The organism is Pseudoduganella chitinolytica, from assembly GCF_029028125.1.
Classification (GTDB): Bacteria; Pseudomonadota; Gammaproteobacteria; order Burkholderiales; family Burkholderiaceae_D; genus Rugamonas; species Rugamonas chitinolytica.
Genome location: NZ_CP119083.1, coordinates 301,374 through 319,799, shown reverse-complemented (window position 1 = coordinate 319,799; position 18,426 = coordinate 301,374). Strand labels below are relative to the sequence as shown.

The window sequence follows — 18,426 nt, the reverse complement described above, 5'->3', positions numbered from 1 at the left end:
CCGGCCGCCGCGCTGGCGCAAAGGAGCCGCGATGGCCACGATCCCCCACGTCGAACGCACCGCACAGCAGGTGGACAGTCGCCTCCCGCCTGCCGGCTCCGGCAACGCCTGCGTGGACGACCGGCGCGTTGCCACCGCCCAGTGCCAGGCGCTGTCGCACCTGGCGCAGGAAAGCCCGCGCGTCGTCCAGGCCCAACTGGTGGCGCAGCGCATGCATGCCGCAACCGGCAATCTACCGCCTGCGCTGCGGGCAGGCATCCAGCGGCTGTCTGGCTGTTCGCTGGCGGACGTGCAGGTGCACTACAACTCGTCCAAGCCTGCCCAGCTGAGCGCCCATGCCTATGCCCAGGGAAACGAAATCCACCTGGCGTCCGGCCAGGAACGGCACCTGCCGCACGAGGCATGGCACCTCGTGCAGCAAGCGCAAGGCCGGGTCAGGCCCTCCTTCCACGCCGGCGGCGTACCCGTCAATGACGACCGCTCGCTGGAAAGCGAAGCCGATCGGATGGGCGCGCGGGCATTGCAGGACGGCTGCAGTGACGCCGGTGCCAGCGGAGCCGCCGGGACCGGCACGGTGCCCGCCGCCACGGCAACCGTGCAGCGCAGGCTGCTGATCGCCGATGTCGAGCGGACCGACGCACAGACGACGTTCACGGCGCTCGATACCGTGTCCCAGCAACCGGGCAACGAGGCACTGCTGACGGTCTGGCAGGCCGCCAGCAACAAGCTGGGAACGATCGGCCGGATGATCGGCACCAGCAGCGCGGGATCGTACAAAGCCAAGGCATGGGAAACGCTGTATTGGTATTACGGCCGCCAGCGCACGCTGACGTATGCGTACCTGAGCGAGCAGCAGGCGATCCGGGGCGTGGCCGGGGAAACGCTGCGCGACGCCAGCGAGCGGATGGAGGGCGACCTTGCGGCCGAGGTCCTGCGCAGCACGGAGATTACCGGCGCACTGGAGAGCGCGTCGCGGAAGATCATGGCTGCCATCGCCGGCTGGAAGTCCAATACCCTGAACAGCCCGCCCGTCGTCGGTGCCGCGCCAGTGCCAGCGAACCTGGGCGACGAACCGCAAAAGTACGCCCACTACTACAGTCCGCTGGGCGCCGTGGAGGGATGGCTGTCCAGGGTGCGCAGGCCGACGACGCCAGCCACGGCGCTGGGCAACCCGACCGGGCGCAGCCAGGGGGCGCTGATCGCGTCGATCCACGACCTGACGGACCAGTTGGTTGCTGCCGGCCCCGGCTGGGACCAGACCGTTAACGTACCGCTGGCCGACCGGATCGCGCATTACCGCGATGCCCATGGTAACGTTGCGACAGAAGCGATCGAGACGGTGCGGCCGTACAGGCGCGACGCACTCAATCAGATCGTCGTCGATGCGCGCGGCCACCCAGTCACCGGTCCGATCGACGAAGAATCGGAGGTGATGAAGCAGACCCGCACAGCGGGCATGGCCGTGGACGTGGGACCGTCCTATACAACGGGACGCATGCTGATGCTGGCCCGATCCGTCAACAGCGCGCACGATGCGGCCGGCAATCCGAACAACTGGGACGCCAAGATCACGGACCAGGAAATGACGGCCATCGCCCTCGCCCTGTTCGCGTTCTGGAACAAGACTTACTGGGAAGCGGCAAGCGGCATCCACAAATACAAGTTCGTCATCGACATGCTCAGCAACTTCGTCCCGGGGGCCGACAGCACGCAATATCCGCCCGACCTGGCGACGTTCATGACGCAGACGAGGGCGCAGAGCCTGGCGCTGGGGCGGACGTGGACGCCGCCCACCGACGACGCGGTCATCGACATCGGCGATTGACCGATCCCCGTCGAGTGCGGACACCGGACGTTGGGATGTCGACAGGCCAGCCACCGCCGGGTTTCACGATGCGGCAGCGATAAAAAAAGCGGACCCGAAGGTCCGCTTTTTTTGTTGCAACCGAAGAGGCAAGCGCTTACTTGCGATCCTTCAGCGGCGGCACGTCGCGCGTCGTGGAACCCACGAACAGCTGGCGTGGACGGCCGATCTTCTGTTCCGGATCGGCGATCATCTCGTTCCACTGGGCGATCCAGCCGATGGTACGGGCCATCGCGAAGATACCGGTGAACAGCGAGACCGGGATGCCCAGGGCGGATTGCACGATGCCCGAGTAGAAGTCGACGTTCGGGTACAGCTTGCGCGAGACGAAGTACTCGTCGTTCAGCGCGATCTTTTCCAGTTCCATGGCCAGCTTGAACAGCGGGTCGTCCTGCAGGCCCAGCTCTTCCAGCACTTCGTGGCAGGTTTCGCGCATCAGCTTGGCACGCGGGTCGAAGTTCTTGTAGACGCGGTGACCGAAGCCCATCAGCTTGACGCCGGAGTTCTTGTCCTTGACCTTCTCGATGAACGCCGGGATGTTGTCGACCGAGCCGATTTCCTTCAGCATCGTCAGTGCCGCTTCGTTGGCGCCGCCGTGGGCAGGGCCCCACAGGCAGGCGATACCGGCAGCGATACACGCGAACGGGTTGGCGCCCGACGAACCGGCCAGGCGGACCGTCGATGTCGACGCGTTCTGCTCATGGTCGGCGTGCAGGATCAGGATACGGTCCAGCGCGCGCACCAGCACGTCGTTGACCTTGTACTCCTCGCATGGGTTACCGAACATCATGCGCATGAAGTTGGCGCTGTACGACAGGTCGTTGCGCGGGTACATGAACGGCTGGCCGATCGAGTACTTGTACGCCATGGCGACCAGGGTCGGCATCTTGGCGATCAGCCGGATCGCGGAAATCTCGCGCTGCTTGGCATCGTTGATGTCCAGCGAGTCGTGGTAGAACGACGCCAGCGCGCCGACGGTACCGACCAGCACCGACATCGGGTGCGCGTCGCGGCGGAAGCCACGGAAGAAGAACTGCATCTGCTCGTGCACCATCGTGTGCTTGGTGACGGTGTCGACGAACGCGGACTTCTGCGCTTCGGTCGGCAGTTCGCCGTTCAGCAGCAGGTAGCACGTTTCCATGAAGTCGGCGTTCACGGCCAGCTGCTCGATCGGGTAGCCGCGGTACTGCAGCTCGCCCTTGTCGCCGTCGATGTAGGTGATCGACGAATTGCACGACGCGGTGGACATGAAGCCCGGGTCGTACGTGAACTTGCCGGTGCCGCCGTACAGCTTGCGGATGTCGATGACGTCCGGGCCGACGGTGCCCTTGTAGATCGGGAATTCGACCGACGGGCTGCCATCGGAGAACGACAGAGTGGCTTTGTTATCAGAGATATTCATGGGCTCTTCCTTCCTGGAGAGGTGCGGCATTTAAAAAAAATCAGGCGCGGCGCAGGCGGGCCAGCAGTGCATGCACGTGCGGCAGGTCGATCTCGCCTTCGGGCTCGCTGCGCGCCAGGACCAGATCCATCAGCGCATTGTCCGACAAGTCGAGGAGCCGCGTGAATGCGTCCACTTCCTCGTCGGTCAATCCGGTTTCGTGCGCATCCAGAAAACGCGTCAGTATCAGGTCGTTTTCCAGCAGCCCGCGGCGTGCCCGCCAACGCAGGCGGGCGCGGTTGGCGGGGTCCGCCTGATGGTCACGGTTGGTCGTTTCCGTCATGTCAGATGGCGCGGCGGACCATCAGTTCCTTGATCTTGCCGATGGCCTTGTTCGGATTCAGGCCTTTCGGGCACACGTCCACGCAATTCATGATCGAGTGGCAGCGGAACAGGCGGTACGGATCTTCCAGGTTGTCCAGGCGCTGGTTGGTGGCTTCGTCGCGCGAGTCGGCGATGAAGCGGTATGCCTGCAACAGGCCGGCGGGACCGACGAACTTGTCCGGGTTCCACCAGAACGACGGGCACGACGTGGAGCAGCACGCGCACAGGATGCACTCGTACAGGCCGTCCAGTTCCTCGCGCTCGGCGGGGCTCTGCAGGCGCTCTTTCTCCGGCGGGATCGAGTCGTTGATCAGGAACGGCTTGATCGAATCGTACTGCTTGAAGAACTGCGTCATGTCGACGATCAGGTCGCGGATGACGGGCAGGCCCGGCAGCGGGCGCAGCACGATCGGCTCGGTCAGCTCGTTCAGGTTGGTGGTGCAGGCCAAGCCGTTCTTGCCGTTGATGTTCATCGCGTCGGAACCGCACACGCCTTCGCGGCACGAACGGCGCAGGGCCAGCGAGTCGTCCACGTCGGACTTGATGCGCTGCAGGGCGTCCAGCAGCATCTTGTCGGTGTCCTTCAGCTCGACGGTCAGGTCCTGCATGTACGGCTTGGCGTCCTTGTCCGGATCGTAGCGGTAAATCTTGAATTTGAGAGTGCGTGCCATGTTCTTGAGGCCTTAGAAAGTACGTGCTTTGGGCTTGAAGGTTTCGACCGTCAGCGGTTTGGTGACGACTGGCTTGTACTCCAGGCGGTTACCCGCGGAGAACCACAGCGTGTGCTTCATCCAGTTTTCGTCGTCGCGGTTCGGGAAGTCGCTGTGCGCGTGCGCGCCGCGCGATTCCTTGCGGGCGACAGCGGACGTGATCGTGGCCTTGGCCGTCTCGATCAGGTTGTCCAGTTCCAGCGCTTCCACGCGGGCGGTGTTGAACACCTTCGACTTGTCCTTGAAGGAGACGTGCTTGCGGCGCTCGTCCAGCTTCATGATCTCGTCGAAGCCCTGCTTCAGGAGGTCGTCGGTACGGAACACGCCGCAGTATTTCTGCATCGTGGCGCGGATGTCGTTGGCGACGCCCTGCACGCGCTCGGAACCGGTGGAGGTTTCCAGGCGGTTCAGGCGGTCCATGGCGAAATCGGCCGCGTCCTTCGGCAGGTCCTTGTGCTCTTTCGGAGCCAGCTTCTGCGCGACGACGTGGTTGCCGGCCGCGCGGCCGAACACCACCAGGTCCAGCAGCGAGTTGGTGCCCAGGCGGTTGGCGCCGTGCACGGAGACGCAGGCGCATTCGCCGATTGCGTACAGGCCGTTGACCACTTTCTGCGAGCCGTCGCCGGCAGGCGTCACGACCTGGCCGTGGATGTTGGTCGGGATGCCGCCCATCTGGTAGTGGATCGTCGGCACGACCGGGATCGGTTCCTTGGTCGCATCGACGTTGGCGAACTTGTGGCCAATTTCCAGGATCGACGGCAGGCGCTTCTCGATGGTGTCCTTGCCGATGTGGCGCAGGTCCAGCAGCACGTGGTCCTTGTTCGGACCGCAGCCGCGGCCTTCCTTGATCTCCTGGTCCATCGAACGCGAGACGAAGTCGCGCGGCGCCAGGTCCTTGAGGGTCGGCGCATAGCGTTCCATGAAACGCTCGCCCTGCGAGTTGATCAGGATGCCGCCTTCGCCACGCACGCCTTCCGTGATCAGGACGCCCGCGCCGGACACGCCGGTCGGGTGGAACTGCCAGAATTCCATGTCCTGCAGCGGCAGGCCGGCGCGTGCCGCCATGCCCATGCCGTCGCCGGTGTTGATGAACGCATTGGTCGATGCGGCGAAGATACGGCCGGCACCGCCGGTGGCGAAGATCGTCGTCTTCGCCTGCAGCATCATGACTTCGCCCGTTTCCATTTCCAGGGCCACGACGCCCAGCACGTCGCCGTCGGCGTCGCGGATCAGGTCCAGCGCCATCCATTCGACGAAGAAGTGGGTGCGCGCGCGCACATTGCGCTGGTACAGCGTGTGCAGCAGCGCGTGGCCGGTACGGTCGGCCGCGGCGCAGGCGCGCTGCACGGCTTTCTCGCCGAAGTTGGCGGTGTGGCCGCCGAACGGACGCTGGTAGATGGTGCCGTCTGGGTTACGGTCGAACGGCATGCCGAAGTGTTCCAGCTCGTACACGACCTTCGGTGCTTCGCGGCACATGAATTCGATCGCATCCTGGTCGCCCAGGTAGTCGCCGCCCTTGACGGTGTCGAACATGTGCCAGAACCAGTTGTCTTCCGCCATATTGCCCAGCGAGGCGCCGATGCCGCCCTGTGCCGCCACGGTGTGGGAGCGGGTCGGGAACACCTTGGACAGCACGGCCACGTTCAGGCCGGCTTCCGCCAGTTGCAGGGAAGCGCGCATGCCGGAACCGCCGGCGCCAACGATCACCGCGTCGAAGCGGCGGACAGGGATTGCAGATTTGATAGCTGCCACGATTTAAACACTCCAGAGTATCTGCACCGACCAGACGGCGCAAGCCACCAGCCACATGGCGGAGGCGGTATGCAGGATGAAACGAACGGCGATGTTCTTGATGTAATCCTGGTAGATGCTGACGACGCCGACCCAGGCGTGGTAGAACAGGCCGATCAGGGTGGCCAGGGTGAACAGCTTGAACCACGTCTGGGCGAACAGGCCGGCCCAGCCTTCGTACGTGAAGTTGCTGCCGGTCAGGAAGGAGACCAGCAGCACGACGGTGTAGACAACCATCACGACGGCGGTGGCGCGCTGCGCCAGGAACTCACCCAGGCCGTAGCCCGCGCCCACGACCAGGCGCTTCGATCCGATATTGTTTTTCATTTTTTAGAAGACTCCGAACAGTTTCAAAGCGACGAGGATGACGACCGCCCAGGTCACGACGAGCACGCCGATGGCGCTCTTGCGGGCCGAATCCTTGTCCAGGCCGATGTGGGTGTCCATCACCAGGTGGCGGATGCCGGCGCAGAAGTGGTGCATGTAACCCCACACCAGGGCCAGGATGACCAGCTTGGCGAAGGGATGCGAGGCAATGCCCTGGAAGTGGGCGAAGGAGATTTCGGAACGGATGCTTTCCTGCAGCAGGTACAGAATGAACGGCAGCAGGGCAAACATCAGGAAGCCGCTGACGCGGTGCATGATGGACACAATGGCGGAGAACGGCTGGCGATAATTGACCAGCTCCGTAATATGGATGTTACGGATTTCTCGCCGTTGCTTGCGCGGTGCTTCCCTGACGGCTTCAGACATGACAAACCTCCCTTTTACTTTTGCTATTTAATAAACTGCAGTGTCGGTATGCGGCAATGTTGCAGTGCTCCGCAATTGCTGAGACAGCGATTTTCGCCTATTTCGCGGGATCGACCAATATCTATTGTTACATATAACCAAATTTATGTTGCGCCGCCCAAGGCGAACGCGGGTCAGCCTCCTGCACGCTCGCTCGTCAGTTCAGGTCGTTCTGGTAGTGGTGGCGGGTCGTCAGGTACAGGCCGCGGCGCAGCTCGACGGGCTTGTCGCCGTAGGTGAACGAGACCCGCTCGGCCGACAGCAGCGGCGTGCCGGGCTCGATGCCGAGCAGCAAGGCCTCATCGGGGCCCGCCACGACGGCGCGCACCTTCTCGTCCGCGCGGATCATGCGGGTGCCGAATTCGGACTCGAACAGGCCGTACATGGGCCCCTTGTACTCGGACAGGCGCTCGGCCGTCAGGCCCTTGAACAGCTGGCCCGGCAGCCACTGCTCCTCGACGATCGTGGGGATGCCGTCGAACGACTGGACCCGCTTGATGTAGATGATGGCGTCGCCGGACTTCAGCTCCAGCAGGCGCGCCACGTCCGCCGGGGCGCGCACGCGCTTGACTTCCAGGAAGCGGCTCTCGGGATAGTGCGGCACGCCCTCGTCCGGGCGCAGGCGCAGGAAACGGATGTGGGCGCGCGCCTCGTGGTGCGTGGAGACGAACGTGCCCTTGCCCTGGCGGCGCATGACGAGGTTGTCGGCCGCCAGCTCGTCGATGGCCTTGCGCACCGTGCCCTGGCTGACCTTGTAGCGGTTGGCCAGTTCCACTTCGCTGGGGATCATCTCGCCCGGCTTCCACTCGCCCGACTGCAGGCTCTGCGTGATCAGCGCCTTGATCTGCTGGTACAACGGGGAGAACGTGGGCGATGGCATGGCGGCGGCCTGCGCGGGGCCGGCCGGAGCGGGCGCGGCGGTGGCGCCGGATGGTGCGGCGGTCGTCGTGCCCGTGGCCGGCGCAGCCGGCGCATTTGCTGTGCTGCCTGGACTGGTCTGGTTGGGCGTGACGGGATTCATAGACCACGATTTCACCACAAAAGCCCCTCTCCGTCCAGTAATAACCCATCAAGTTATATGTCTTATATAAGACATAAGATATGATTGACAGAAGGCACGACGAGGCCTACACTCGCCCCGGTGCCGGTCCTGGCGCGCCCGCGCACGGCCGACCGCACAGGACAGGCATGAAAATGCGCAGGGAAGATTCATGCTCGCGCGGCAGTGGCAAGCCCGCAATTACCCTTTGAAAGCGAAGCCTCGCACAGGGCTAATTTGGTATCATTGCTGTTTCGAGTAACGGGACGCCGGCCTGGCGGATGAGCGGGCACGGCGTTAGCGCAGAATAGCGACAGTAAGCATCACAGTTAAGTCGGCTTCGTTTTTTATTCCACTTTGGAGATTCACCATGGCTAAAACCCCAATGCGTGTTGCCGTAACCGGCGCCGCCGGCCAGATCGGCTATTCCCTGCTGTTCCGCATCGCCAACGGCGACATGCTGGGCAAGGACCAGCCGGTCATCCTGCAACTGCTTGAAATCCCTGACGAAAAAGCGCAGAAAGCGCTCAAGGGCGTCATGATGGAGATCGACGACTGCGCATTCCCGCTGCTGGCCGGCATGACCGCGCACGGCGACCCGATGACCGCCTTCAAGGATGCCGACGTGGCCCTGCTGGTCGGCGCCCGTCCGCGCGGCCCAGGCATGGAGCGCAAGGACCTGCTGGAAGCGAACGCGCAGATCTTCACGGTGCAGGGCAAGGCGCTGGACGCCGTCGCTTCGCGCAACGTGAAAGTGCTGGTGGTCGGCAACCCGGCCAACACCAATGCCTACATCGCCATGAAATCGGCCCCGTCGCTGCCGGCCAAGAACTTCACCGCGATGCTGCGCCTGGACCACAACCGCGCGCTGTCGCAAGTGGCCGCCAAGACCGGCAAGGCCGTCAAGGACATCGAGAAGCTGACCGTGTGGGGCAACCACTCGCCGACGATGTATGCCGACTACCGCTTCGCCACCGTCGACGGCCAGTCCGTCAAGGACATGATCAACGACCAGGAATGGAACGCCAACACGTTCCTGCCGACCGTCGGCAAGCGCGGCGCCGCCATCATCGAAGCGCGCGGCCTGTCGTCGGCCGCTTCGGCCGCCAACGCCGCCATCGACCACGTGCGCGACTGGGTGCTGGGCACCAACGGCAAGTGGACCACGATGGGCGTGCCGTCGGACGGTTCGTACGGCATCCCTGAAGGCATCATGTTCGGCTTCCCGGTCACGACCGAGAACGGCGAGTACAAGATCGTCCAGGGCCTGGAAATCGACGCGTTCTCGCAAGAGCGCATCAACCTGACGCTGAAGGAACTGACCGAAGAGCGCGAAGGCGTCAAGCACCTGCTGCCGTAAGCTTTCCTTCGCTGTGGGAATGATCCCATAACGTTCGCCGCGCTGCCCTCGGGCCGCGCGGCGTTATCGTCTCCAGACCACCACGCATTCACCACACCCAGACGATGCACCCATCCGAGGTTTTATTCCAGGGCGAACGCCAGCCGCTGCTCTTGCCAGCCTGCGACCACTACGCAGGTTCGGAAAAGCTGATGCGCAAATCGATGGCCCTGCAACAAGAGCTTGGTCCCGTGTTCGACATCACGTTCGACTGCGAGGACGGCGCCGCGGCCGGCAACGAGGAAGCGCATGCGCGCCTCGTCGCCGAGCTGCTGAGCGACGCCGGCAATACCCACAAGCGCATCGGCGCCCGCGTGCACGACGTGGCCAGCCCGCATTTCGCGCGCGATGTCGAGATCATCGTCGGCGGCGCCGCCCACAACGTCGCCTACATCGTGCTGCCGAAGGCCGACAGCGTGCAGGACGTCATGCGCGCCATCGAAACCGTCAACGTGCACGCGCACAAGGCGGGCCGCCAGAACCTGCCCGTGCACGTGCTGATCGAAACGCACGGCGCGCTGCGCGGCGTGTTCGCCATCGCCGCCCTGCCCCAGGTCGAGTGCCTGTCGTTCGGCATCATGGACTTCGTCTCCAGCCACTACGGCGCCGTTCCTGCCAACGCGATGCGCACGCCGAACCAGTTCGTGCACCCGCTGGTGGTGCGCGCCAAGCTGGAAATCGCGGCCGCCTGCCACGCCTACGGCAAGGTGCCGTCGCACAACGTGACGACGGAGATCAAGGATTCGGCCGTGGTGGCGACCGATGCCCAGCGCGCCGCCGCCGAATTCGGCTACACGCGCATGTGGAGCATCCACCCCAGCCAGATCAAGCCCATCGTCAAGGCCTTCACGCCGCGCCTGTCGGAAGTGAACGAAGCGACGGCGATCCTGGTCGAAGCCCAGAAAGTGCAATGGGGGCCGATCAACCAGCACGGCCGCTTGCACGACCGCGCCAGCTACCGATACTATTGGACGGTTCTGCAGCGCGCCCGCCTGGCGGGCCTGACGCTGCCGGAAGCGGCGGCGGCACTGCTGGACCCGAAACCAACCGCAATGGAAACCAAGTAATGTCCATGTCCAAACTGATCGCCGCCACGCTCGCGCTGGCCCTGGCGTCCGCCGTTCCTGCCGTCTCCACCGCCGCCGAACCCGTCAAGGCGAAAGCGGAAGCCAAGAAGAAATCGCCGAAAGCCAAGGCATCGAAGAGCAAGGCCGCCAAGGCCGCCGCCGCGCCGAAGGAAGCCGATCCGGAAGCGGACGAACCCGACATCGCCGGCACCGCCGTCACCGACTTCAACTGCGAACTGGGCAACAAGGTCACGGTCTACCAGAACGCCACCGACGACGGCCACATCGCGCTGCGCTGGAAGAAGCGCCTGCACCGCCTGACGCGCGTGGCCACGACGACGGGCGCGCAGCGCTTCGAGAACAAGATGTATGGCCTGATCTGGATCGGCATTCCCGCCAAGGCGATGCTGCTCGATTCGAAGCAGAACCGCCAGCTGGCCAACGAATGCCGCAACGACGAACAGAACAAGCCGGCGCCGCTGCCGGCACCGGCGCCCGAGGCGCAGGCCGCGTCCGCAACCATGCCTGCGCCTGCGCCCGCCCCCGCCGGCCATGCCGCGCCGCAGGGCTGAACGGCCACACAGTATTAGCACTACCGTAGTTTCGCGTTTCACCATATGACGGCAAGCGGCCACCGTGGCGACGGGCCGGCTTGCCGAAGATACCCACCTGAAGGAGAGGTCATGCCGCACAACACATTCAACACGCTCAAGGATTTCCCGATTTCGGGCAAGACAAAGGGCAAGCTGTACTCGCTGCCCGCGCTGGAACAGGCCCTGGGCGCCAAAATCTCCCGCCTGCCGGTGTCGATCCGCGTGGTGCTGGAGTCCGTGCTGCGTAACTGCGACGGCAAGAAAGTCACCGAGGAGCATGTGAAGCAGGTGGCCAACTGGGCTGCCACCGCCGACCGTACCGACGAGATCCCGTTCGTCGTCGCCCGCGTCGTGCTGCAGGACTTCACCGGCGTGCCGCTGCTGGCCGACCTGGCCGCGATGCGCAACGTCGCCTACAAGATGGGCGCCAACCCGAAGAAGATCGAGCCGCTGGTGCCGGTCGACCTGGTCGTCGACCACTCGGTCACGATCGACCACTTCCGCGAGCCGAAGGCGCTGGACCTGAACATGAAGCTGGAATTCTCGCGCAACAACGAGCGCTACCAGTTCATGAAGTGGGGCATGCAGGCCTTCGACACGTTCGGCGTCGTGCCGCCAGGCTTCGGCATCGTCCACCAGGTCAACCTGGAATACCTGGCACGCGGCGTCCACAACAACGGCGGCGTGTACTACCCTGACTCGCTGGTCGGCACCGACTCTCACACGACGATGATCAACGGTATCGGCGTGGTGGGCTGGGGCGTGGGCGGCATCGAGGCGGAAGCCGGCATGCTGGGCCAGCCCGTGTACTTCCTGACGCCCGACGTCATCGGCGTCAACCTGACCGGCAAGCTGCGCGAAGGCTGCACCGCGACCGACCTGGTGCTGACGATCACCGAGATGCTGCGTAAGGAGAAGGTCGTCGGCAAGTTCGTCGAGTTCTTCGGCGAAGGCACCGAGTCGCTGACCGTGACCGACCGCGCCACCATCGCCAACATGGCCCCGGAATACGGCGCCACGATGGGCTTCTTCCCCGTCGACGACAAGACCATCGACTACTTCGAAGGCACCGGCCGCACCAAGGAAGAAATCGCCGCGTTCCAGGCCTACTTCAAGGCCCAGGGCATGTACGGCATCCCGAAAGCGGGCGAGATCGACTTCACCCGTGAACTGCACCTGGACCTGGCCACGGTGACGCCGTCGCTGGCGGGCCCGAAGCGTCCGCAGGACCGTATCGAGATCGGCAACGTCAAGTCGACGTTTACCGACCTGTTCTCGAAGCCGACCACGGCCAACGGCTTCAACAAGAACCCGATGGACCTGAACACGACGTACGAAACGAGCAACGGCGTGCAGGTCAAGAACGGCGACGTGCTGATCGCCGCCATCACGTCGTGCACCAACACGTCCAACCCGAGCGTGCTGCTGGCCGCCGGCCTCTTGGCCAAGAAGGCTGTCGAAGCCGGCCTGACTGTGGCGCCGCACATCAAGACGTCGCTGGCCCCCGGCTCGCGCGTCGTGACGGAATACCTGACCGCCGCCGGCCTGTTGCCTTACCTGGAAAAGCTGGGCTTCGGCGTGACCGCCTACGGCTGCACGACCTGCATCGGCAACGCGGGCGACCTGACGCCGGAACTGAACGCGGCGATCCAGACCAACGACATCGTGGCCGCGGCCGTGCTGTCCGGTAACCGTAACTTCGAAGCGCGGATCCACCCGAACATCCGCTCGAACTTCCTGGCTTCGCCACCGCTGGTCGTGGCCTACGCCATCGCCGGCAACGTCACGCGCGACCTGATGACCGAACCGGTCGGCAAGGGCACCAACGGCCGCGACGTCTACCTGGGCGACATCTGGCCGACCTCGGAAGAGATCAACAAGCTGATGAAGTTCGCGATGAACTCCAAGGTCTTCAAGGAGAACTACGCGCAGGTCAAGGGCAACCCGGGCAAGCTGTGGGAAGCCGTGTCGTCGACCGAAGGCCAGGTCTACAACTGGCCTGACTCGACCTACATCGCCGAGCCGCCGTTCTTCGACGGCTTCGAGATGACGCCGAAGGCCGCCGCCACCGGCATCAGCAACGCGCGCGCACTGGGCGTGTTCGGCGACTCGATCACGACCGACCACATCTCCCCTGCCGGCTCCATCAAGGAAGACGGTCCAGCGGGCAAATGGCTGAAGGACAACGGCGTGCTGAAGGCCGACTTCAACTCGTACGGCTCGCGTCGCGGCAACCACGAGATCATGATGCGCGGTACGTTCGCCAACGTCCGGATCAAGAACAAGATGATCCCGGCCAAGCCTGACGGTTCGGCGGTCGAAGGCGGCATCACGATCCACCAGCCGTCCGGCGAACAGATGTCGATCTACGACGCGGCCATGAAGTACGTGGCCGAAGGCACCCCGACCATCGTGTTCGGCGGCGAAGAGTACGGCACCGGCTCGTCGCGCGACTGGGCGGCGAAAGGTACGCAACTGCTGGGCGTGAAAGCCGTGCTGGTGCGTTCGTTCGAACGTATCCACCGCTCCAACCTGGTCGGCATGGGCGTGCTGCCGCTGCAGTTCATCGGCAACGACAGCGTCGAATCGCTGGGCATCACCGGCAAGGAAACGTACGACCTGGTGGGCCTGGAAGGCGAGATCAAGCCACAGCAGATCGTCACCCTGGTGATCAAGCGCGAAGACGGCAGCCGCCAGGACGTCAAGGTCCTGCTGCGCATCGACACGCCGATCGAAGTGGACTACTACAAGCATGGCGGCATCCTGCCGTTCGTGCTGCGCCAGCTGCTGGCCGCTTGACCACTAGCGGCTGAGGCTGGGGACTGTCCCCGCATGGGGACTGTCCCCGAAGTTTGGCGGAGCGGCCAGTTCCTCCAGCACACAGCAGCAAACAAGAAATGCCGGGTTCGCCCGGCATTTTCTTTTGCCGCGGGCATTGCCGGTTGAGTAAGTTATGATGCGGGCATTGCGTTCTCGCCACGCCACAGGCAGTTCTGCACCCAAAAGCAGAGGCCGGGGTCAGACCCGTCGGGTCTGACCCCGGTTTCCGGTCTTGGGTGGAAATTTCGTTCCGGGACAGATCCCAAGCGATGCCCACGGCAGCTCCGCGAATCAACTACAATACGCTTGATAAGATTTTTACACTGACAGAGATTCTTAAGCGCTATGCGTCGCCCATCCAAAGATTCATCCACCAAATTGTCCGCCGACAGCCAGCGCCTTTCCACTCTTGCCCAGGCCGTCGGCCAGGCCGCCAGCCGCCTCGAGGAGCGCAGCTGGGAACGTGCGCTCGATACCCAGCTGCACAAGCTGCTGAAGACGGGGCACCAGGACACCGTCGACGCCGCCCTCAACAGCCTGTTTTCCATCGACCTCGGCGCCTATGACGTGCTGATGGACAGCGTCGAGGCCGTGAGCGAGTCCGCCACGATCAGCTTCGAGCACGACGGCACGACCAGCCAGTATGACGTGCTGCTCGTCGCGGCACCGATCCTGGCGTGGACGCGCTACTCGATCGCGTCCGGCCCGATCCCGGCCGACGTGCTGAACACGCTGTCCGCCCACTTCTCCGCGCACCTGCTGGCCGATGGCACGAAGATGGCCATGGCGTCGAACCTGTATTCGATCGACCAGCTGCCGCGCACGCACGCGGAAACGTACGCCAAGATGAACAAGCTGGCGCAGGCCGCCATCAAGGGCGTGGCCGTCAAGACGGACGTGAAGCCGCCGGAAACGGCGCCCTTCCTGGCCGACACGCGCTACCTGATCGCCGCCATCGTCGCGCCCCATGGCGAAGCACTGTTCCGCTGGCAGATGACCGGCGCGCACCTGCACCAGGCCGACGAGCGCCGCAATGCGCTGGAAGCGTGGCGCACGCAGGCCCAGCCGACGGTGGCGCGCCTGCTGCCGGGCTGCGGCATCGAGCTGCTGCTGCCGGAAGCCTACTACATGGCCTGCCGCGAAGCGGACAAGCTGATCCGCCCCGTCTCGATCCGCGCGGCCGTGCACTACCTGACGCACACGCTGGCCTGCGAACCGGCCGAGCTGCGTGCCGTCATCGCCGGCTTCGGCGAGGAAGCGGCCGAGGGCCAGATCGACGAATACCGCGTCGCCTTCACGCGCCGTTCCGACAGCGACGTGATCTATGGCGTGGTCTGGCCGCTGTACGGCCAGGAAGACGAGGAAGGCACGCCGCCGGAAGGCCCGCTGGCGGGCGGCCTGGCCAACCTGCTGCAGCCGCGCACGCCGGTCGAGGAAATCGTCGAGCACCTGAACGCCGCCGGCGTGTCCGTCATCAAAAAGCTGGGCGAACGCTACGTGGCCGAGTACTGCGACGACTGCGGTGCGCCGCTGTTCGCCGATCCTTCCGGCGAACTGGTCCATGCCGAGATGCCGGAGGATGCGCCGGCCGGGACGGAGCACTTCCACTGACATGAAAAACCTCGCCGCGGCGAGGTTTTTTTTGGCTGCGTGGCCCTTGGCGGAAAACGGTGACAGTCACCATTTTTTAACCCAGCAGCAGAGAGCTGGGGTCGGACCCGCCGGGTCCGACCCCGGGGTTCCGACTTTGGGTGAAAATGCCGCTCAGTGCGTCACTCAGTGCGTCATATTGCTGCGGCCCTGCGTGCCGTTGCTGTTGTTCGAGTTGCGGCTGTTGGCCCTGGCCGAGCCTTGCCCCGATGTGTCCGCTTGCGAATTGCTGTCGTTGCCGGCGCGCTGCGCAGTGCCGCCGAGCGCCGAGTGCGACGGTTTCGAGCTGCCCGTCTCGCCGGCCGCGCCCGTATCCCCGCTGGCGCCGCCGTTCCTGCTGTCGGCGTTGCCCGTGACGTTCAGGGAACGTGGGCTGTCTTTCCGGTCCGCTTCCTTGCGCGCCTTCTTGTCCTGGGTGGACATGCTGCCCGACGAGGAACTGTTGGCCTGGGTCGGCTGCAGGCCGACACTGCCGGGCTTGTTCTTCAGCGCGTCCATCGCTGTCTGCGCCTGGCCGGCGCCGGCAATGATGGTGATCAGGAATGCTGCCGTGGCGGAAGCCGCCGTGAATGGTGAAACGCGCATGATCATCTCCTTTTGTCGACCTGCATTGGTTCTGTTCTTATCGGCGGTATTTTCTCTCGCTTGGTTACAGATTAATCACTGCGGGCATCATATTGCATAGGCGTACTGAGCTTCCCAAAGTGGGACGTGTCCTACGGCAATTGCTGAAGAGAATACATATATGCGGCTGAAGTAACGGGACGGGGGGCATGGCGGCAGGACAGCAGCGATGACAGTAGTGCCGTCATCGCTGCGGGATCAGCGCTTGGAGCCGGTGTTGCCGGAGGAGGTAGTGCTCGTCGTCCCGGCCTTGTCGGAAGCGCCCGAGTTGGACATATTGGTCGTGCCAGTGGTGCCGGCGGCGCCCGAACCGGACGTTCCCGCGGCGCCGGAAGCGCTGCTGCCGGTCGTGCCCGCCTTGTCGGAAGCGCCCGAGCTGGACATATTCGTGGTGCCCGTGGCGCGAGCGGCGGCCCCGCTGGTGCCGGACGCGTCACCGCCGGTGGTCCCGGCCTTGTCCGAGGCGCCGGAGCTGGACATATTCGTGGTGCCACTGGTACCGGAAGCGCCGGACGTGCTGCCCGAGCTGCCCGCCTGTTTCGACTTGCTGCCAGACTGCTTCTTGCTGGACTGCTTGCCGCCGGACGAGCCGGGGCCGCTGGCGCTGCCGGTCGTGTCCTGGGTCGCCGTGGCCGACGTGCTGCCGGTGCTGCCGGTGCTGCCACCGGTGCTCTGGGCCAGTGCGAACGTGGAAACGGTTGCAAGGACTGCTGCTGCGATCATCGTTTTACGCATGTCAAAACTCCTGAAGGTGGATGGTGGAGACTGGGCGGCCGTCAGACCGCGGAGATGAAGCTTACTGGCGCCCCCCGACCTGCTACATCAGCGCGCGTAGTCCCTTGCAGTGGGACAGCACCTACAATCCGTTGCCCTTGAAAAAAAGCCCCGCGCGGGCGGTAATGCCGTTCAGTTAAGACTGAGCGGCATTTTTCTTTTTGGTGTTGTAAACAGTAGCTGAGGCTGTTAACCTGCGTCACCATGCTTGATGACGCGCTCCATTTCCTCGTACAAGCCCAGGAAGACCCGGACTGGGCCCGCCTGGGACGGCACTTGCCTTCCGAGTGGATCGAGCAAGCGGTTGTACACACTGGCAAAGCGAGCATTCGACGGCGCCGGCTGCCGACCGAGCAGGTAGAGTGGCTCGTCGTCGCCTTGGCGCTGTACCGTCATCAGTCTATCAGTGAAGTGGTTGACGACCTGGACCTTGCGTTGCCGGACGTGCAGGCGCCTTTCGTAAGCAAAAGCGCGGTAGCGCAGGCACGGCAGCGTGTTGGCGCCGAACCACTGCGGGCATTATTCGAGATCTCAGCAAAGGCATGGTCGGAGCAGGATCGCAAGCAGTACCTGTTCAAGGGATTAAGTCTGTATGCGATGGACGGCACGACATTGAAGACGGCGGATACGCCGGAACAGCGCGACCATTTCGGCGAGCAGTCGTATGCCAGTGGCCGGATCGCCAGCTATCCGCAAGTGCGTGGTGTGACCTTGACTGCCGTGCCGACCCACCTGATACGCGATGCCAAGTTTGGCCCTTACGGCATCAACGAGATGCTGTACGCCAAGGAGCTGCTCGCATCGATTCCGGATGATTCGCTTACCGTCTTCGACAAAGGTTTTCTGTCAGCCGAGATTCTGTGCGGCCTGACCGTCGGAGGAACGAACAGGCACTTCATCATTCCAGCCAAGTCCAATACGAAATGGGAAGTCGTTGGCGGTACTGCCGACGATGCGATGATCGAAATGCGCGTATCGCCCCAGGCACGCAAGAAGTGCCCGGACTTGCCTGAGACTTGGCGCGCACGCGCCATTACGATCATCGACCAGAGCGCACGCAAACACGTATTGCTGACCTCACTATGCGACACCAAGCGCTACACGGCCAAAGACGTTGCGACTTGTTATACCCGGCGCTGGCAGATCGAAACGAGCTATCGCGAACTCAAGCAAACGATGATGGGCAGGGCGTTGACGCTGCGCAGCCGTACCGTCGAAGGCGTCTACCAGGAAATCTGGGGAACCTTGACTGCCTATAACCTGATCCGGCTGGAGATCGCCAAGGCCGCACTGGCGGTGAAGTGTGAGCCGACTGAAGTCAGCTTTATCCGTGCATTCCATGTCATCCAATACGAACTGCATTGGGCAGCAGTAACCCGCTCACATGGCAAGCTGCCCGCCTTGATGCAGCGCCTTCGCCAGCGTCTGCTCATGCTACTGAATGAAGAACGGCCCGGTCGAAAAATCGACCGGGCCGTGAAGGCCTTACCTCATCGCTACACTGTCCGCGTCCTGAAAAAAGACCTTAACTGAACGGC

16 protein-coding genes are annotated in these 18,426 nt (G+C 63.9%); 7 read left to right on the top strand and 9 right to left on the bottom strand.

Features of this window, described 5'->3' with window-relative positions:
* Positions 1-31 precede the first annotated feature (31 nt).
* The gene (locus PX653_RS01420; RefSeq protein ID WP_277416179.1) at positions 32-1,825 is read left to right on the top strand and encodes an eCIS core domain-containing protein; all 1,794 of its coding nucleotides are present in this window, start codon (positions 32-34) and stop codon (positions 1,823-1,825) included.
* A 136-nt stretch (positions 1,826-1,961) separates the two neighbouring features.
* Here the strand turns inward: PX653_RS01420 and gltA are convergent, their stop codons facing one another.
* The 7 genes from gltA to PX653_RS01385 form a co-directional block, all read right to left on the bottom strand.
* On the bottom strand, positions 1,962-3,266 hold the full coding sequence (gene gltA, locus PX653_RS01415; protein ID WP_277416178.1) for a citrate synthase: 1,305 nt from the start codon (positions 3,264-3,266) through the stop codon (positions 1,962-1,964).
* A gap of 40 nt (positions 3,267-3,306) precedes the next feature.
* Positions 3,307-3,588, bottom strand: a complete 282-nt coding sequence (locus PX653_RS01410) for an FAD assembly factor SdhE (protein ID WP_277416177.1) — start codon at positions 3,586-3,588, stop codon at positions 3,307-3,309.
* 1 nt (position 3,589) lies between these two features.
* Entirely contained in the window at positions 3,590-4,300 is a 711-nt protein-coding gene (locus PX653_RS01405) for a succinate dehydrogenase iron-sulfur subunit (RefSeq protein WP_277416176.1), read from the bottom strand.
* A gap of 12 nt (positions 4,301-4,312) precedes the next feature.
* Positions 4,313-6,091, bottom strand: coding sequence for a succinate dehydrogenase flavoprotein subunit (gene sdhA, locus PX653_RS01400; RefSeq protein WP_277416175.1), 1,779 nt, complete (start codon positions 6,089-6,091; stop codon positions 4,313-4,315).
* A gap of 3 nt (positions 6,092-6,094) precedes the next feature.
* A complete protein-coding gene (gene sdhD, locus PX653_RS01395; RefSeq protein ID WP_277416174.1) occupies positions 6,095-6,457 on the bottom strand; it encodes a succinate dehydrogenase, hydrophobic membrane anchor protein in 363 nt (120 codons plus the stop codon).
* 3 nt (positions 6,458-6,460) lie between these two features.
* Entirely contained in the window at positions 6,461-6,883 is a 423-nt protein-coding gene (gene sdhC, locus PX653_RS01390) for a succinate dehydrogenase, cytochrome b556 subunit (protein ID WP_277416173.1), read from the bottom strand.
* A 196-nt stretch (positions 6,884-7,079) separates the two neighbouring features.
* Complete coding sequence (locus tag PX653_RS01385) at positions 7,080-7,943, bottom strand: GntR family transcriptional regulator (protein WP_371876456.1); 864 nt, start codon at positions 7,941-7,943, stop codon at positions 7,080-7,082.
* A 388-nt stretch (positions 7,944-8,331) separates the two neighbouring features.
* On the opposite strand from PX653_RS01385, the gene PX653_RS01380 reads away from it, so the two are divergent.
* The 5 genes from PX653_RS01380 to PX653_RS01360 all read left to right on the top strand — a co-directional run bounded on the left by PX653_RS01380 (position 8,332) and on the right by PX653_RS01360 (position 15,451).
* Complete coding sequence (locus PX653_RS01380) at positions 8,332-9,321, top strand: malate dehydrogenase (RefSeq protein WP_277416172.1); 990 nt, start codon at positions 8,332-8,334, stop codon at positions 9,319-9,321.
* A 104-nt stretch (positions 9,322-9,425) separates the two neighbouring features.
* On the top strand, positions 9,426-10,427 hold the full coding sequence (locus tag PX653_RS01375) for an HpcH/HpaI aldolase/citrate lyase family protein (RefSeq protein WP_277416171.1): 1,002 nt from the start codon (positions 9,426-9,428) through the stop codon (positions 10,425-10,427).
* A complete protein-coding gene (locus PX653_RS01370) occupies positions 10,427-10,999 on the top strand; it encodes a hypothetical protein (RefSeq protein ID WP_277416170.1) in 573 nt (190 codons plus the stop codon). The genes PX653_RS01375 and PX653_RS01370 overlap by 1 nt, the downstream gene beginning before the upstream one ends.
* Before the next feature lie 111 nt (positions 11,000-11,110).
* On the top strand, positions 11,111-13,819 hold the full coding sequence (gene acnA / locus PX653_RS01365) for an aconitate hydratase AcnA (protein ID WP_277416169.1): 2,709 nt from the start codon (positions 11,111-11,113) through the stop codon (positions 13,817-13,819).
* 366 nt (positions 13,820-14,185) lie between these two features.
* Positions 14,186-15,451: a DUF2863 family protein gene (locus PX653_RS01360; protein ID WP_277416168.1), complete on the top strand. Its 1,266-nt coding sequence runs from the start codon at positions 14,186-14,188 to the stop codon at positions 15,449-15,451.
* Positions 15,452-15,616: 165 nt separating this feature from the next.
* Here the strand turns inward: PX653_RS01360 and PX653_RS01355 are convergent, their stop codons facing one another.
* Complete coding sequence (locus tag PX653_RS01355; protein WP_277416167.1) at positions 15,617-16,075, bottom strand: hypothetical protein; 459 nt, start codon at positions 16,073-16,075, stop codon at positions 15,617-15,619.
* Between the two features lie 237 nt (positions 16,076-16,312).
* Entirely contained in the window at positions 16,313-16,849 is a 537-nt protein-coding gene (locus PX653_RS01350; protein ID WP_277416166.1) for a hypothetical protein, read from the bottom strand.
* 243 nt (positions 16,850-17,092) lie between these two features.
* Here PX653_RS01350 and PX653_RS01345 point away from each other — a divergent pair, with 243 nt between their 5' ends.
* A complete protein-coding gene (locus tag PX653_RS01345) occupies positions 17,093-18,421 on the top strand; it encodes an IS4 family transposase (RefSeq protein WP_277416165.1) in 1,329 nt (442 codons plus the stop codon).
* The last annotated feature ends 5 nt before the right edge of the window (positions 18,422-18,426 follow it).

Coding starts and splice junctions, on each gene's coding strand:
- PX653_RS01420 (WP_277416179.1), top strand. CDS start 32: ATGGCCACGATCCCCCACGTCGAACGCACCGCACAGCAGGTGGACAGT.
- gltA (WP_277416178.1), bottom strand. CDS start 3,266: ATGAATATCTCTGATAACAAAGCCACTCTGTCGTTCTCCGATGGCAGC.
- PX653_RS01410 (WP_277416177.1), bottom strand. CDS start 3,588: ATGACGGAAACGACCAACCGTGACCATCAGGCGGACCCCGCCAACCGC.
- PX653_RS01405 (WP_277416176.1), bottom strand. CDS start 4,300: ATGGCACGCACTCTCAAATTCAAGATTTACCGCTACGATCCGGACAAG.
- sdhD (WP_277416174.1), bottom strand. CDS start 6,457: ATGAAAAACAATATCGGATCGAAGCGCCTGGTCGTGGGCGCGGGCTAC.
- sdhC (WP_277416173.1), bottom strand. CDS start 6,883: ATGTCTGAAGCCGTCAGGGAAGCACCGCGCAAGCAACGGCGAGAAATC.
- PX653_RS01385 (WP_371876456.1), bottom strand. CDS start 7,943: ATGAATCCCGTCACGCCCAACCAGACCAGTCCAGGCAGCACAGCAAAT.
- PX653_RS01380 (WP_277416172.1), top strand. CDS start 8,332: ATGGCTAAAACCCCAATGCGTGTTGCCGTAACCGGCGCCGCCGGCCAG.
- PX653_RS01375 (WP_277416171.1), top strand. CDS start 9,426: ATGCACCCATCCGAGGTTTTATTCCAGGGCGAACGCCAGCCGCTGCTC.
- PX653_RS01370 (WP_277416170.1), top strand. CDS start 10,427: ATGTCCATGTCCAAACTGATCGCCGCCACGCTCGCGCTGGCCCTGGCG.
- acnA (WP_277416169.1), top strand. CDS start 11,111: ATGCCGCACAACACATTCAACACGCTCAAGGATTTCCCGATTTCGGGC.
- PX653_RS01360 (WP_277416168.1), top strand. CDS start 14,186: ATGCGTCGCCCATCCAAAGATTCATCCACCAAATTGTCCGCCGACAGC.
- PX653_RS01355 (WP_277416167.1), bottom strand. CDS start 16,075: ATGCGCGTTTCACCATTCACGGCGGCTTCCGCCACGGCAGCATTCCTG.
- PX653_RS01350 (WP_277416166.1), bottom strand. CDS start 16,849: ATGCGTAAAACGATGATCGCAGCAGCAGTCCTTGCAACCGTTTCCACG.
- PX653_RS01345 (WP_277416165.1), top strand. CDS start 17,093: ATGCTTGATGACGCGCTCCATTTCCTCGTACAAGCCCAGGAAGACCCG.